The sequence below is a fragment of the Flammeovirga sp. AWQ4_249 genome (genome assembly GCF_056161045.1).
On the sequence record NZ_JBSWYJ010000048.1, the window covers coordinates 1 to 16479 of the forward strand.

A 16479-nucleotide genomic window follows, 5' to 3' on the forward strand; every position below is an offset into this window, starting at 1 on the left:
GTGAGAATATGTTTTTTTTATGCAACTCAAAGTTAATTGAGATACTTAAACTTTTCTCACACTTTTTTAAACGTTTAGGACGCTATTGATTATATATTAACTTTTTTGTTCAATATCTAACTATTTATGAAATTTACTTTTTCCCAACCCTCACCAATATTTAAATCTCTTTGTGGGAATGGTATTTCAATATTTTCTTCTTTAAAACGCTTAAATAATGCGTAATAGACTTTACTTTTTAATACATCTGGGCGAGAGTAATAATGGATAGTCCATACATTAAGCGTAAAGTTGATCGAGTTATCTCCCCATTCTGTAAATATAAGATCGGGCTTAGGTTTATCTAAAATCCCTTCAATTTTCAATGCCTCTTCAATCGCAATCTCACGGACCCTTTCAGGGTTTTCTTTGTATGAAACTCCTAATGGGATACGAAATCTTACTTTTTTCTCTTTATGGCTCCAGTTAATGACTGTATTCGAAATAAAATGAGAGTTGGGAACAATGACAGTGATATTATCATTGGTTCTAATGGTAGAAGATCTTGAGGAAATCTCTTCAATACGGCCTCTAACATCTCCTACTTCTACCATGTCTCCCACTTTTATAGGCTCTTCAAATAAAATAATAATACCTGAAAGAAAGTTATCAGTGATCGTTTGTAAACCAAAACCAATACCAACACCTAAAGAAGCTATCAAAACTTGTAAAGAACTTAGATCTATACCAGTACTTTGGATGACAATAGCACAGCCAATAATAATAACCGCATAGCGAACCAGCTTTCCAATATTATAACTTAATGCTTCATCGATTTCATATCTAGGTAAAATACGATTGACTAGAATATCTCTTGTTTTTTTAGCTGAGACAAAAACAAGTACGAATAAGAGAATGATTCCAATGATTGATAATGGAGTGAATTCTTTACCTCCTATCATAAAGGAGTAAGTAAAGATTTCAAAAACACTTTTGATAAATGGATGTTCCTCTAGCATTTGAAGAGTAGATAAATTATGTTAGAAAAGTTGTTGTCGTATCAAAAATAAAAAAAGGTCATCATTTCTGACAACCTTTTTTTTGAAATTCAATGTAAATTAATTTCCTGCTAAGATCTTATTGTATCTTTCTGAATCATTTAAAACTTTTACAGCTTCAATTACGTCGACATCTGCATTGAAAGTTGATTCAATTTCCCCTGCTTCTAAATAATATCTTTTACAAATTTCAGCTTGTAAAACATCTTTGATTTCAGTTTTAAACTTGATCACATCAGATTCTTTATTATGATATATCTTTTTCTTTAATGTTTCGATTTCAGCTTGAATATCATCATAGTACTTATCTTCTTTAGCACTTTCCTCTAATTCTTCCACTGAAACTTCCACCTTAGTTTGATATCCGTAATCCTTATCTTTTAACCAAGCCACAAAATTATCAAATTCAGCATCTGTCATTTTAAAATCTCGTGCTGTAGCAATTTTATCGTGTTCATAATGATATTTAGTAGCATAGTCAAAAATCAACCCTTTTAAAATTAAGCTAATTGTAATTTGAGCAAAATTAAATGGTTTTACATCAACATCTGGCGCTACTCCACCACCATCCAATACAACTCTACCGTTAGCAGTTGTAAACTTCTCTCTTAATGAATCAGCAACAACAATTGCTTCTCCATCTTCATTACGGTGGCTATAATCAATAGCTTGAATACATCTTCCACTTGGAATATAATACTTCGCCACCGTTACTTTTAATCTTGAATTATAATCTAAAGGACGTGTCGCCTGAACTAAACCTTTACCAAAAGATCTTGATCCTAAAAGAACTCCTCTATCATAATCTTGAATTGATCCTGATACAATCTCCGCTGCTGAAGCACTACCTCCATTGATCAATACAGCAATTGGAATATCAGTATCCAAAGGTGCATTCATTGCTTTATATGTCTTATTCCAATCTTCTATTCTTCCTTTAGTATAAACGACATCTGATCCTTTTGGGACAAATAGGTTCACAATGTTTACGGCTTCATTTAATAAACCTCCAGGATTACCTCTTAAATCTATAATTACTTTTGCAGCACCTCTATCTTTTAATTCCAGCAAAGCATCTCCAACTTCTTTACTAGCATTTCGAGTAAAGTCTGTTAGTTGGATCAATCCAATATCATCTGTCACCATACCATAATATGGAACATTATTAATTTGAATTTTTTCTCTTTTTACTGGAACATCAAAAAGATCTTCTTTTCCATATCTTTGAATTGTCAAAATGACTTCACTACCCGCCTGACCTTTAAGGTATTTGCTTATTTCATCTGTATTTTTCCCTGTAATTTCTTCACCATTTACTTTTTTGATAATATCTCCAATTTGTAGTCCTGCTTCATAAGCCGGGTATCCTTCATTGGGTAAAATCACAGTAATATTTCCATCTCTATTTCCTACAACAACACCTAAGCCGCCATATTCACCAGTAGTCATTGTACGGTAATCTTCAATCCTATCTTCTGGAATATAATTCGTGTAAGGATCAAGAGTTGCCAACATTGCTTCTATACCTGTAGTCATCATTTCTGAAGGGTTAACATCGTCTACATAATAGGTATTAACTTCCTGGTATAATTGGGCGAAAATTTTCATATTCTTCGCAATTTCAAAGTAATGGTTACTGACTTTATTACTTGAAAAAGAAAAGAAAAATAGTGTTAGAACACTTAGGCTAATAAAGGCAACAGTCTTTTTTCTTTTATTCATGTTAGATGCTTCGTTTTTTATATAGATAAGGAAGATAGCAATAGAGTAAATAAAAATCCACTCTATCTTTCAAAAGTAATCTTATTTACAATTTATATTATTAATTTGAACGACTAATATAAGTTAAGAAATTTAGACTTATTTTCATATTTGTTTAAAAATTATTGCGGTATTAATTATATTTACGTTTCTTAACATAACTATAGCACTATACTATTGGTACTTTCTAAGAAATCGGGCCAAAAAACTATCTTCGGACTTTTTATGAAAACATATTCAGAACAAATATATTTTTTACTTGCTTTTGGTTTTGCTCTACTCTTTTCTAGTCAAAGTTACGCCCAAGTTGAAGGGAGTGTATACTCTGTGACAGCTAGAGGTGGTGTAGGTACTACTTTCGTAACAGATTATCAAGCTATCGGAATTAACCCTGCCAACATAGGTATTCAAAAAAATTATAGAGATCCAAAATTTACTTTAGGTTTACTAGAAGCAAATACTGTCTTTTCATCAGAAGGAATGAATACAAGTCAGTTATTTAATGCTATGACAAATTATCGATCTACTCAATTTTCTGTTGCAGATCGTGAAAAAGCAATTACCCAATTTACAAATGCATCTACCACAATTGATGCAAATGTGATGTTACTTGGTTTAAGCTTTAAATTACCAAAGAAATGGGGTTCTGTAGCATTTAGTGCAAGAGATAGAGTAAGTTCATACACAGTAACTAACGAATTTACTGCTGATTTAATGTTTATGGGAGCTGCTAGTAGGTATTTCCCTAAACTTGTTCTAGCAAATGGTGATATTATTGACAACCCTAGACATACAGGTGGAACAATTGATGATGATCTACTAAACCAAGTACAAACAGGTCGATTTGAAAATGATGAAAATGCACAAACATTTTCTCAACTTTTAGAAGGGACTAAAATGAAATCTACATGGGTAAGAGAGTTCAATCTATCTTATGGAGCACAATTATTAGAGACATATGATTTATCAATATACGGTGGATTAGGTGTAAGATATTTACAAGGTTTAATGATTATGGATTTTGACGTAGCTAAGGGAGGTACATGGAATGATCCTTTATTTTCTTCTACTTTTGTGGAACCGGTAGACATCTTATCTTCTACGCTTACAAATACCCCTTCATCACAAAATTCTACCTCAATGACTCAAAATATCGTAAATCCTAAAACACAAAGTAATGGTTGGGGTTTAGATATTGGATTTACATTTGTCATCAAAAGAAATTTCCGTTTAGGTATAGCATTAAATAATTATGGCTCAATGGTATGGAAAGGTCAAAAATATTCTGTGGGTGACAATGATTTCACAGGTATTAGAGGACAAGGTTTGAATAACTATAACATCTTTGTTCAAAATGAAGGGTCATTCCAATTCGCCGGTAATAAATCTCCTTTAGAATGGGAATTAGTTGATGAGAAAAAAGTCGTTGAGCTACCTACAACATTAAGAATCGGTGCTAGTTATGAATTTTTTAGACTTGTCAATGTGGGTGTGGATGTAATTATTCCTCAAAACGATGCTCCTGGCAATTTACAATCTCCATTGTATGCAATTGGTGGTGATTTCAAGCCATTCAAACTTTTAACCTTTACAACTGGTTTTAACTATGGAGGGAATAGTGATGTATTTAACTGGCCTCTTGGTGTAACTTATTCTTCAAGAAAAGGCACCTATGAATTAGGCGTTTCTACTGCTGACTTTACCTCTTTCTTCAGTTTAAATGGTGAATCAACGACTGTTTCAGTTGCTGCAGCTGCTCTTAGATTCAAACTCTAACAAGAAATTTAGATCTTCAGTATTGACGTTTTGAATAGATCAAAAAGTTCTTGCCCAATATTTGCAGTAGAGTACTTAAATATTCAAAAGTGTCTATGAAATACAGATCTATATATAAATTTTTCTTTTTCTTTATTCTATACCTATTTAGCTTTTATAGTTCTGCACAAGTAGGTGTATATATAGAACAAGGTGAATTAACAAATAGCACAGAAGTACAACTTAATATAAATGTTCCTGAGGCTTACAAAATGAAGATCAGTGAACGTTTTGATTTCCAAGATAGTAAGTGGATAGGTTACCAAAGAACCTATTTCTGGCAACTTTCTGAAGGTGATGGAGTTAAAGAAGTTTTCTTGAAATTCCAACTGAGAGACGGCACAACGACCGATACTTTTGTCACCTTTGTAAACTTAGATACAAAACCTCCTTTTAACGGAAAAGTAAACTTTTCTCGTGGTAATTATACAAAATACAGAAGAGTTGAAGTCGACTTAAAATGTAAGGAGGCTACATGGATGAACTTAAGTAATTCTGGTGTATTTAAGGAGGAAGATTGGAGACCATTTAGGAAACATCTAAATTCTTGGCTTTTGACATCAGGTAATGGCATAAAAAAACTTTATGTGAAATTTAAAGATGATGCTGGCAACGAAACAAAAGTCTATACCGATCATATTAAATATGATTCTGAACCTCCAATTCCTCAATCAATAAGTATAGTTCCAGAATATGCTGTAGTAGACGAAAAAACAGGGGTTAAGTATGTTAACTCTCATAACAGATTAGTTGCTTTAGAAGTAATGGCAAAAGATGCTCATTATATGAAAATCAGTAATAGCTTAAACTTTTATGGTCAAAAATGGAGAAGATATACTGATTACCTTGAAGATTGGAAGATGGAAGATGATATCTTTGAGGGTTACAGAAGAGTTTATATTCGATTCAGAGATAAGGCCGGTAATGAATCTGGTCTGATCAACACCTCAATTTTTATTGACACCAAGCCCCCTATCAATCCAAGAATCAGTATTAACAATGGTGCTGAATACACAAAGGCTACTGATGTAAGTTTACAATTACATGCAACACAAGCAGTAGAAATGAGAATTTCAAATGATAAAGCTTTTGATACTGCAGGTGATTGGGAACCATTTTCTAAAGTGAAATTATGGAAATTAAAAGAAGGTGTAACTGGTGAAAGAGAAGTTTGGATCATTTATAGAGATGTTGCAAAAAATCAATCTGATCCAATTGTTGCTAGAATCAATTATGATAAAGATCCTCCAACTAATGGTAGTGTAGAGATTCAAGGTTCAGGTAAAACAACATTTAGTAGTATCAATGTAAAAGTAAAATCTGATGATGCTTTGATGATGAAAGTTGCACTTGAAGAAGATTTTGACAAAGCCCATTGGAGAGAGTTCTCAACAGTTCCTTTTAGAATATTTATTGGAAATAATGGAGGAAACCGAGTGGTAAAAGCTCAATTTAGAGATAGAGCACGAAATGTTTCTGAGATATATAAAGATTCTATTTTTCAAGAAATTAGATCTTTAAGTCCAAGAATAAGTATAGATGATAATGTAGAATACAATACTAGACAAGATGGTCAGGTCAAACTTTCACTATTTTGCTTGAATGCGACAAAAATGATGGTAAGTGAGAATCCTAATTTTGTTGGAGAAGAATGGATTGATTTTCAAAATAAAATGATGTTTACTTTGCAAGACCCCGATGGAATAAAAACTATTTATGCAAAGTTCAAGACAGAAACAGATACAGAAAGTATTGTTGTTAAAGATGCAATAAACTGGGATAAAACACCGCCTCAAAATCCATCTATAGAACTAAAAGTTTTACCAACTGAATCTCGTATTTATTATACAAAAGATTACGTTGTAAGAGTAAAAGCAGAATCAGCAGTTGCAATGCAAATTACAGAAGATTCTACATTCTATACTGCCTCATGGCAACCGTATACTGAAATGCCGTTTTATTATGGTATGAGTGTAAAAGGAGGTCCTGTAGGTTACAGAAATCTATATGTCCGATTTAAAGATTTTGCTGGTAATATATCAAAACCTTTAGAAAAGAGACTTTACTTTGATGCTACATCACCCCAAGATATTCATGTAAATATTAAAGTACCTGAATTGCCAGAACAAATAGCTGTACCTAGTCAATTTACTTTTATCCGAGATGTTGCATTGGATATGGAATTCAAAGTTGATTCAGCGTATTATATGCGTGTTTCAGATCATCCTTATTGGGAAGGAGCTAAATGGCTTCCTTATCAAGAAAACTATAATTATCCATTAAAAGGTCAAGAGGGTAAGAAGAGAATCTATATTCAGTTTAAAGATGACCATGATAATGTTACTAGAATTATCAAAAAAGATATAATCTGGGATAGAGAACCTCCTACTAGACCTAAATTAGTTATAGATAAAGGAAATGCATATACAAGAATTGAATCAAGGGAAGTTGAATTAAATCCTATTTGTGAAGGAGCCGATTTTATGGAAATCTCAAATAATGCTGACTTTTCTGATGCTTATTGGACGCATTACAGATCTAGAGTACGTTGGTTACTAACGGAAGGTGATGGAGAAAAAACAATTTATGCTCGTTTTTATGATTATGCAGGAAATGTTTCTTTTGAAACTAGAGGGAAAATCACATTAGATAGAACTATTCCAACTGCAACTTCTATTGTAATTAATAATGAAGGTATTTCTACCAATAATTTAGAAGTAGATCTACAGCTAAATGCAGAACACGCCACAGAAATGATCTTGTGTAATGATTATAGTTTTGCATCTCCTTCAACTTGGGAACCATTTAGACATACAAAAAAATGGAAGCTAAACAATCAAGATGGAGTAGCTAATGTTTACTTTAAAGTAAGAAATCAAGCAGGGACTGTTTCTGATCCTATTCATGCATCCATCATTTTAGATACTAGTCATCCTATTTTACATCAATTAGAATTTAATAATGATGCAACAGGTACAGAATCAACTACAGTACTTGTTAAGACTAAAGCTTCTGATGACACTGTTGAAATGCAACTTTCAAACTCTAAGGATTTCTCTAATTCGGAATGGATCAATTATCAACCTGAAGTAGAATGGACTTTAGGAGGTAGAGGTAGACAATATGTATGGGTTAGATTTAAAGATGAAAACGGTAATATCAGTAAGCCTTTGAGTAAAGATATAGTTGTTTTTGAAAATGTGAAATAATCTATAAAAACCAAAATAGATGAAAAAGGCTCATTTCTGTAATAGAAATGAGCCTTTTCTGTATTCATAAGTGGCTACAATTATACAGTAGCTTTTTTCTTATCGTATTCTTGCCAAGCTAAAGCTGAAGAACCTAAAATTGCTGTATTGTCACCTTCTAAGTTAGAAACAACTAAACGAGTTTTTCCTTTGAAGATATGTAAACAATTTTCTTCCATTGCTGATCTTGTTGGCTCAGTTATGTAAGTTCCAGCACTTGCTAAACCACCAAAAAGAACAATTGCTTCAGGACTGAAAATTGCAATTGTATCTGCTAGCGCTTTACCTAAGATTTCTCCTGTAACTTCAAATGCTTCTTTTGCTAATTCATCACCTGATTCAGCTGCATCAAAAATATCTTTAGCAGTTAATTCATCAAAATTCTTATTGGCTAAAGTACTTGTACCATTACTATCTGCAAGTAGTTCGAACATAGTACGTTTGATACCTGTTGCTGAAACATACGTTTCTAAACATCCTCTTCGTCCACAACCACAAACTCTACCGTCTTCAACAACTGTAATGTGACCTAACTCACCCGCAAAACCGTCATGACCATATAATAAGTCTCCATTTACAATAATACCTGAACCAAGACCTGTACCTAATGTAACAACGACGAAGTTTTTCATTCCTTGAGCGACACCAAACTTCATTTCACCTAAAGCAGCTGCATTTGCATCATTTGTAATCGCTACAGGAACTTTGAAGTGCTCTTCCATTAAGTCAGCAATAGCAACTTCTTTACCCCATCCTTTAAGGTTTACAGCTTCTTCAATCTTACCAGTATAGTAGTTAGCATTTGGAGCACCAATACCTACAGCTACCATTTCTACCTCACCTGCCTCTTCTTTTAATTTATCAACAGTAGAGAATACATTTGATAAGAAATTTGAAAATGGCTCATTAGCACCAGTTGGAATATGTGTACTAGCTAAACATCTTCCGTGCTTATCTACAAAACCAATTTTAGTGTTAGTTCCACCAACGTCGATACCTAAAGTTACGGTTGTCATGATATATTTTTTTTGAAAAAGTGTTTGTTTGATTTACTAATATCAAATTTGAAGCTAATTACTATAAAGAATTTCAATTATTAAATGATTTTCATTACAAATTATTCTGTTCGAGAAAAAAATAAGATTTTTTCACTTCATTTTAACTTCCAAAGATTCTTCTCTCCTCAAAAAATCTTTTTATTAATTTATTTGTAAGAATGCACTAATAGAAAGTGTAACTAAAACATTTAAAGACAACAGGTTAAGAAACTAGCCAAATTGGTATTAATTTTATTCAAGACATATTTAAAGTAATAAAAATCATTTACGGAAAGTGATTACTTATAGCAATTAACTAGCTAGTTTAATTAATTTTACACCTCAAAATGATTACTTATTCATTAACAAAATATTTTGAGTTATATAATCAAACTAATTATTCAATAATATTACCTTAATCAACTTAAATGTTTGAGAAAAGGGAATACTATAACTTCTAAATTGCTGATATAGTGGAATGAAATTATAGAATGAATTATATAATCTCACAATTTTTATTTTAAACCAATAGTTATGTCAATACAGGACAAAAAACAAATCGTCTTAACATTAGATGCAGGTGGAACTAACTTTGTCTTTTCTGCAATGCAAGGTGGCCAAATGATCGTTGATCCTTATCGATTACCCTCTAATGGTGATAATTTAGAAAAAAGTTTACAAAATATACTTGATGGTTTTACTCATGTAGTAAATGAACTGGGCGACCGTAAACCTGAAGCAATTAGTTTTGCTTTTCCTGGTCCTGCTGATTATCCTAATGGAATTATTGGAGATTTAAATAACCTACCTGGCTATAGAGGAGGAGTTGCTTTAGGCCCAATGTTACAACATCACTTTGGTATTCCTGCTTTTATCAACAATGATGGAGATTTATATGCTTATGGAGAAGCTATTGGAGGTTTACTTCCAGAAATGAATAGTCTACTTGAAGCAAACGGTAGTGATAAAAGATATAAGAATATTATTGGTATAACTCTAGGTACTGGACTTGGAGGAGGTATCGTAAGTAATGGAAACTTACATATTGGTGATAACAGTATGGGTGGTGAAATCTGGTTGATGCCTTCAAAAGTTTTAGATCATATCAATGCCGAAGAAGCTTCTTGTATTCGTGCAGTTCAAAAATTCTATAAAGATTATTCTGGTGTAGACAATGCTAAACTAACTCCTAAAGATATCTTTGAAATTGCTAAAGGAATTCAAGAAGGTGATAAAGAAAGTGCACAGAAGGCATTTGATACTTTAGGTGAAAACTTGGGAGATGTTCTTTGTACTTTAGGTACAACAATTGATGCATTGGTAGTAATTGGTGGTGGACTTTCTGGTGCTGCTGAATTATTTATGCCTGCTGTATTAAGAGAGATGCGTTCTAAATACAATTCTGGAACTGATCGTTTAGTTGCGAAAGTATACGACCTTACTGACGATGCTGAAAAAGCTGATTTCGTTGAAAATAATCAATTAGAGATCAAAGTACCATTTACAGATCACGTTGTAAGATATGATGCATCACCTAAAATCGGTGTAGGTATTTCTAATATTGGAACATCTGAAGCTATCTCTTTAGGTGCTTATGCTTATGCTGTACAGCAAATAGAAAAGAACTAAACAGCTGGTTTAAAATATCATAATTACACTATTAGCACAACCTTTTGTATTATTTATACAAAAAGAAACTTTTTGGTTATTGCTAATAGTGTATTTTTTTTCATTTTACTACCTTATTAAAGAAGACATAATAACTTTTAATAACCACAACATATCATACCCCTTTACAGTAAATATTTAAGTGTCTTCAGAACAATAACTAATTTTAAAATCAAACGCTATAAGTCATGGAATTACTTGCTTGTGTTTTCATCCTTTCAGTTGTATTTATGGGATCATACAGACTGTTTGCAGGATCTTCAAATTAAATTACCCAAAACACTTATTCTTACCCTTTTATAAGTTTTCAAATCTAGTTTGTACCTTTGTAGAAAATTTAAATAAACAATTAAATCAATGCGTACTAGATTTGCTCCTACCCCTAGTGGTTTCTTACATATTGGGAATGCATATTCTTTCATCTTGACTTGGATTTTAGCAAGGCAAGAAGACGGACATATACTTTTACGTATTGATGATATTGATAGCACTAGAACTAGAGATGAATTTATAGAAGATATTTTCCGCTCTATCGAATGGCTTGGGTTAGATTATGACAATGGCCCTTTTACCGTGGAAGATTTTCACAAAAATTGGTCACAAAAATTAAGGAATCACCGTTATACTGAAGCCTTTGATGTGCTTAAGAATCATGGTGATCTTTTTGCGTGTCAATGTTCTAGAAAACAAATCCAAGAAACTTCTAGCACTGGTTTATATACTGGTGAATGCAGAGACCTTCAAATACCTTTCGATACGCCTGACACATCTATTCGAATCAAAACTTATGACACTCCTGTTATCCTGGAAGATTTATTTATAGGAGACTTAGCCATCAATCTTAATGAAGTGATGAAAGACTTTGTCATTCGAAGAAAAGATAGAATTTATGCTTATCAATTAGCTTCTTTAATTGATGATATCGATGATCAGATCGATTTTATTGTCAGGGGTGAAGACCTTGTTGAATCAACTGCTGCTCAAACATTTTTAGCAAATAAACTTGAGTTGGATGATTTTGAAGAAATTGAATTCCTTCATCACCCGCTTTTAGTAGATGAACATGGACAAAAACTTTCTAAATCATCAGGGGCAGATTCAATTAAAGTCCTTCGTGAACAAGGTATGACCCCTCAAGATATTTACAGTGATTTTGCTGAATTTTATCTTGGTCAAGAAATTAGAATTAACTCTCTTGATGAGTTATTACAAATAAAATTTCTCGGTACAGAAGAAGATTTTGAAGAGGAATAAATCATCCCACATATTCATTCATAAATATTAGTTATTAGTTTTTAATAACCATCGTCATCATCTATAATTTTTAGATAGCTTACATTTGTTTATCAGTTATTACAATAGCCCTTTTACAAGCAAAATATCTGATCATTAACAATACACACTATCTAATTTTATATAAGTATGAAATCCATTTTCAGTTCACAAAAAGGAAATGTGGTGACCATATATTTACCTAATCAATGTTTGAATGAACTATCACATGAAAAAACCTTACAAATTATTAATGAGATAGAACAGGTAAGCAAAGATGAAACTATTGATATGGTAATATTCAGAACTATACAGGAAAATTTTTTCCTCAGTAAGTTACCGATAAGCGAATTAAATGAGGAAATATTAAAAAGTGACTACTTCATTCACCTAAAGGATATTATACAACAAATGCGTCCTATGACAGTTACTGTAGTAGAAGGTGTAACTAATTTAATTGGATCAGAATTTATCAAAGCTAGTGACTTATCCTATGCTACGGAAGAAGCCTTCTTTACAAGTGGCGTAGATTTCAGGAATGAAGATCTTGAAAAATTTTCCGCACAAAAAGCGGAAGACCTTGGTATTATTACCCGTTATGTACCTTCTGACAAAATAGATATGACGTTAGATTATTTATTACACACTTGTTGTTAAGTAATTCGAAAATCTAGTCACCATACTATTTTTTTATTTTGGTCTCAACATCTTTTCCCCAAAAAAAAGATTTCCATTTCTTAATAATGTCAATTTCGTAGCCTTCTCTCTATTAATTCTTTAGTAAGGCACGTTAACTTTTAATAGTTTTCGAAAAAAAATCAGAAAAAGATTGAAATCCTTCAAAAGGAATCCTTAAATCGTTTTTTCCTATTCAAACAACTCTTATTTTTGCAGTCGATTAAGTGGCTTCAAAAATCACTGATATTTTGTAAGTCCCTTCGATTAAGAGAATTAATATAAAATAGATATAAAATGCTTAGAACGCATAACTGCGGAGAACTCCGTGAAAGCCATATTGGGCAAAAGGTGACATTAAGCGGATGGGCACAAGCTGTTCGTGATAAAGGTGGTTTAATTTGGATTGACATTCGTGATCGTTATGGTATCACTCAGTTGTTAATCGAAGATGATGGTAATGCAGCTGCAGAACTATTAGAAACTGCTCGTAAAGTAGGTCGTGAGTTTGTATTACAAGCTACAGGTGAAGTAATCGAAAGAGCGGCTAAAAACCCTAATATCCCTACTGGTAATATTGAATTGCGTTTAAGCGACTTGACAATCTTGAATGAGGCACAAACTCCTCCATTCAAAATTGAAGACGAAACTGACGGTGGTGATGAGCTTCGTATGAAGTACCGTTACCTAGATATTCGTCGTAATCCTGTACGCGAAAAATTAGTTTTACGTCATAAGATTGCTCAAGAAGTTAGAAGATACTTATCAGACCAAGATTTTATTGAGGTAGAAACACCTGTATTAATTAAATCTACTCCTGAAGGTGCTCGTGATTTCTTGGTTCCATCAAGAATGAACCCAGGTGAGTTTTATGCTTTACCTCAATCTCCTCAAACATTTAAACAATTATTGATGGTAGGCGGAATGGATCGCTATTTCCAAATTGTAAAATGTTTCCGTGATGAAGATTTACGTGCTGACCGTCAGCCTGAGTTTACTCAAATTGACTGTGAAATGGCATTTGTAGATCGTGAGGATATCTTAAATAACTTCGAAGGAATGATGCGTCACCTTTTCAAAATGGTAAAAGGTATCGAACTTCCTGAGTTCCCAAGAATGGAGTATGCTGATGCGATGCGTTTCTATGGAAATGATAAGCCTGATACTCGCTTCGAAATGAAGTTTGTTGAATTAAACGATGTTGCTCAAAATAAAGGCTTCAAGGTATTTGATTCAGCTGAAATCGTATTAGGAATCTGTGCTAAAGGTGCAGCTAACTATACACGTAAGCAAGTTGATGAATTAACGAAATGGGTACAACGTCCTCAAATCGGAGCGAAAGGTCTTGTTTATGTAAAATGTAACGAAGACGGTTCATTCAAATCTTCTGTTGATAAATTCTACTCTCAAGAAGACTTGAAAGCATGGGCTGAAAAAGCAGGTGCTGAAGCAGGTGACTTACTATTAGTTTTATCTGGTGAGTTAGATGTAACACGTAAGCAAATGAGTGAGCTTCGTTTAGAAATGGGTGAGCGTTTAGGTTTAAGAAACCGCCAAGAATTCTCTCCACTTTGGGTAATCAACTTCCCAATGTTCGAAAAAGACGAAGAAACTGGTCATTACCATGCAATGCACCACCCATTCACATCAGTACTTCCTGCTGATGCTGAAATCTTGAAAACTGATCGTTACAATGCTCGTGCAAACGCTTATGATATGGTTATCAATGGTGTTGAAGTTGGTGGTGGTTCTATCCGTATCCACGACAAAGCAGATCAAGCTGATATGTTCGATGCATTAGGATTTACTCCTGAAGAAGCACAAGAGCAATTTGGTTTCTTAATGAACGCTTTCGAATATGGTGCACCTCCTCATGGTGGTATCGCATTAGGTTTCGATCGTCTTTGTTCGTTATTTGGTGGTGTGGATTCTATCCGTGACTTCATCGCATTCCCGAAAAACACTTCAGGTAGAGATGTTATGATCGAGTCTCCTTCAGCTGCTGATACTCAACAATTGAAAGACTTAAGTATCCAATTGGATATCAAAGAATAGATTTTTGAATTTTAAATTCAAAAGAAATGAGCCAATCTGCTATTTGTGGATTGGCTTTTTCTTTAAAAAACTTTTCCAAGCATACTCACTCCTACAATCAATATTATCACCGCAAGAATTTTCTTTACCATCTCAGGCTTCAGTTTCTGCTGAGAAAATCTAGTGCCCAAAGTTGCTCCGATCAGACCTGCTGAAGACATAATCAGGGTCAACTTCCAATCAATCTCTCCCATTGACCAATAAGCAATGAAACCCATAATAGAAGAAAAAGGAACTGCCAATGACACAACAGGCGTTATTTTCTTTGGGTTTAATTTAAGCATGATCAATAATGGAAAAACAATTCCTCCACTTCCAATCCCTAACAAGCCTGATAGCAGTCCGGCAAAACCTCCAATACTTATTAATGGTAAGAAAGAAATTCCTTCTTTATACTTTTCATTTTCCTTACTTTTTTGAAATAGAAACATACTTCCTGTAAAGAATAGGAATAGTATAAAGAGTATTAGAATTACTTTATTTGATATATAATTCGTAAGAAATGCTCCTAAAACAACAGTCAATAATGAAGTGATAATAATTGGCAGTGCAATTTTATAATCTATATTTTTCTGACGAATATTATAAATGCTCGCTCCCATCATACTCACAGTATTATAGAAAAGCCCTACAGGTTTTGCTGTTGTTATAGGCACACCAAAGTAAACCAAAATTGGTATCAATATTATTGCCGCTCCTACTCCTCCTAAAGCAAAAAGGAAAGAGGCAATGAAAGAAATGATAAACAAAGTAATCTCCATATCAATGATGATTTTTTGTATGAAACTTTTTGGTCAACATGATTCCCCAATACCATTGTTTTGAGGAGGTAATTCCATTTTCAATACCTATTTGAGCTTTATACTTCAATAGATTATAGTATACATCAACGGCATAAGTTTGAGACCAATCTTTTATTACTTCATGAGAAACATCTGAAGTATTCTGTATTTTTTCATGCTCTACCATTTGCCAATGGAATACAAAATCCAAGTGTTTACCTGTCGACCAATAATAGCCATTATCGATTGAAAAATTATTTAAGTCTGAAGTAATATCCTTATGATAAACAATGAATGGTAGAAATTGACCAAAAGAATGTCCGTAACCTAAGGAAAGTGATATATTATCTTCTCCAAAGTCTTGATAGGCGGCACGAACATTAATTAAATTATTTTGATTGATATTTTGCCAAATCGATATTTCATAGAGGTTATTCATTCCTCCATAATACTGCACAAGGGTCTGAGATAAGGCTACATTGGTAAAGAAATTAGTAAATAAAACTACTAAGGTAAAATAGAATTGCTTTTTCATTTTGATATAAGTATCCACCTTATTATAAAACATAAAGTATGTTTCATAATAAGTAAGTTTATTGAAAATTAAGTTTATATCTCTATTGCTTAAGCACTATTGATGATTTAAATGTGTAGTATAAAATCGAATGAAAAAGACACGATTTAAAAAAAAAGCTGATTTACTTTCCTAGTAAATCAGCTTTCTAAAATTACATTTTCTGCATTTCCCATTCGATCATTTGCGACTTCAGCCAATCTGTAGCCTTTGACCATTTTTTCTTTTTCTTTTCGTCTGACAAAATTGTGTTAATCACTTTTTGTTTTTCAATGGAATCTAAAGTTGAGTATGTCATAATATTAATAAGTTACAGCCGTTACGCTGGTTCTTCCAAAACTAAATAGTATAAGTAGTCGGTTTCGGAATGTTAATAAATAAGTAATAAAAAAATTTCATCTACATCAATTTATAAGTAGTAGGGATGTAGCGATCAATATGTTGTTGTATTTGATAATTCAAAGTTGCGCAATGTTTTGAATAAAGTCTAGCACGAATCGTTTTTTGGTCAAAATG

12 protein-coding genes are annotated in these 16479 nt (G+C 32.8%); 6 read left to right on the plus strand and 6 right to left on the minus strand.

Going from position 1 to position 16479, the window contains the following annotated elements:
* Positions 1 to 116: 116 nt before the first annotated feature.
* Positions 117 to 998 (minus strand): mechanosensitive ion channel family protein, encoded by an 882-nt coding sequence (locus ACXAHM_RS22380; RefSeq protein WP_474965193.1) that lies wholly within the window; start codon positions 996 to 998, stop codon positions 117 to 119.
* A gap of 99 nt (positions 999 to 1097) precedes the next feature.
* Positions 1098 to 2759, minus strand: coding sequence for a S41 family peptidase (locus ACXAHM_RS22385; protein WP_474965195.1), 1662 nt, complete (start codon positions 2757 to 2759; stop codon positions 1098 to 1100).
* Positions 2760 to 3023: 264 nt separating this feature from the next.
* On the opposite strand from ACXAHM_RS22385, the gene ACXAHM_RS22390 reads away from it, so the two are divergent.
* Both ACXAHM_RS22390 and ACXAHM_RS22395 read left to right on the plus strand, forming a co-directional pair.
* Positions 3024 to 4574: a DUF5723 family protein gene (locus ACXAHM_RS22390; RefSeq protein ID WP_474965197.1), complete on the plus strand. Its 1551-nt coding sequence runs from the start codon at positions 3024 to 3026 to the stop codon at positions 4572 to 4574.
* A 95-nt stretch (positions 4575 to 4669) separates the two neighbouring features.
* Positions 4670 to 7822 (plus strand): hypothetical protein, encoded by a 3153-nt coding sequence (locus ACXAHM_RS22395; RefSeq protein WP_474965199.1) that lies wholly within the window; start codon positions 4670 to 4672, stop codon positions 7820 to 7822.
* 80 nt (positions 7823 to 7902) lie between these two features.
* On the opposite strand, the gene ACXAHM_RS22400 is transcribed toward ACXAHM_RS22395, so the two are convergent.
* Positions 7903 to 8877 carry an ROK family protein gene (locus ACXAHM_RS22400; protein ID WP_474965201.1) on the minus strand — a complete coding sequence of 325 codons (975 nt, stop codon included), beginning with the start codon at positions 8875 to 8877 and terminating at the stop codon, positions 7903 to 7905.
* 555 nt (positions 8878 to 9432) lie between these two features.
* Here ACXAHM_RS22400 and ACXAHM_RS22405 point away from each other — a divergent pair.
* The 4 genes from ACXAHM_RS22405 to aspS all read left to right on the plus strand — a co-directional run bounded on the left by ACXAHM_RS22405 (position 9433) and on the right by aspS (position 14568).
* Positions 9433 to 10527, plus strand: a complete 1095-nt coding sequence (locus ACXAHM_RS22405; RefSeq protein WP_474965203.1) for an ROK family protein — start codon at positions 9433 to 9435, stop codon at positions 10525 to 10527.
* A gap of 396 nt (positions 10528 to 10923) precedes the next feature.
* On the plus strand, positions 10924 to 11820 hold the full coding sequence (locus ACXAHM_RS22410; RefSeq protein ID WP_474965205.1) for a glutamate--tRNA ligase family protein: 897 nt from the start codon (positions 10924 to 10926) through the stop codon (positions 11818 to 11820).
* A 168-nt stretch (positions 11821 to 11988) separates the two neighbouring features.
* Positions 11989 to 12495 carry a Clp protease/crotonase-like domain-containing protein gene (locus ACXAHM_RS22415; protein WP_474965207.1) on the plus strand — a complete coding sequence of 169 codons (507 nt, stop codon included), beginning with the start codon at positions 11989 to 11991 and terminating at the stop codon, positions 12493 to 12495.
* A 315-nt stretch (positions 12496 to 12810) separates the two neighbouring features.
* Positions 12811 to 14568: an aspartate--tRNA ligase gene (gene aspS / locus ACXAHM_RS22420; RefSeq protein WP_474965209.1), complete on the plus strand. Its 1758-nt coding sequence runs from the start codon at positions 12811 to 12813 to the stop codon at positions 14566 to 14568.
* A 62-nt stretch (positions 14569 to 14630) separates the two neighbouring features.
* Here aspS and ACXAHM_RS22425 read toward each other — a convergent pair whose 3' ends face one another.
* The 3 genes from ACXAHM_RS22425 to ACXAHM_RS22435 all read right to left on the minus strand — a co-directional run bounded on the left by ACXAHM_RS22425 (position 14631) and on the right by ACXAHM_RS22435 (position 16261).
* Positions 14631 to 15368: a sulfite exporter TauE/SafE family protein gene (locus ACXAHM_RS22425; protein WP_474965211.1), complete on the minus strand. Its 738-nt coding sequence runs from the start codon at positions 15366 to 15368 to the stop codon at positions 14631 to 14633.
* Position 15369: 1 nt separating this feature from the next.
* A complete protein-coding gene (locus tag ACXAHM_RS22430) occupies positions 15370 to 15924 on the minus strand; it encodes a hypothetical protein (RefSeq protein ID WP_474965213.1) in 555 nt (184 codons plus the stop codon).
* Between the two features lie 193 nt (positions 15925 to 16117).
* Positions 16118 to 16261: a hypothetical protein gene (locus tag ACXAHM_RS22435; protein ID WP_474965215.1), complete on the minus strand. Its 144-nt coding sequence runs from the start codon at positions 16259 to 16261 to the stop codon at positions 16118 to 16120.
* Positions 16262 to 16479 lie beyond the last annotated feature (218 nt).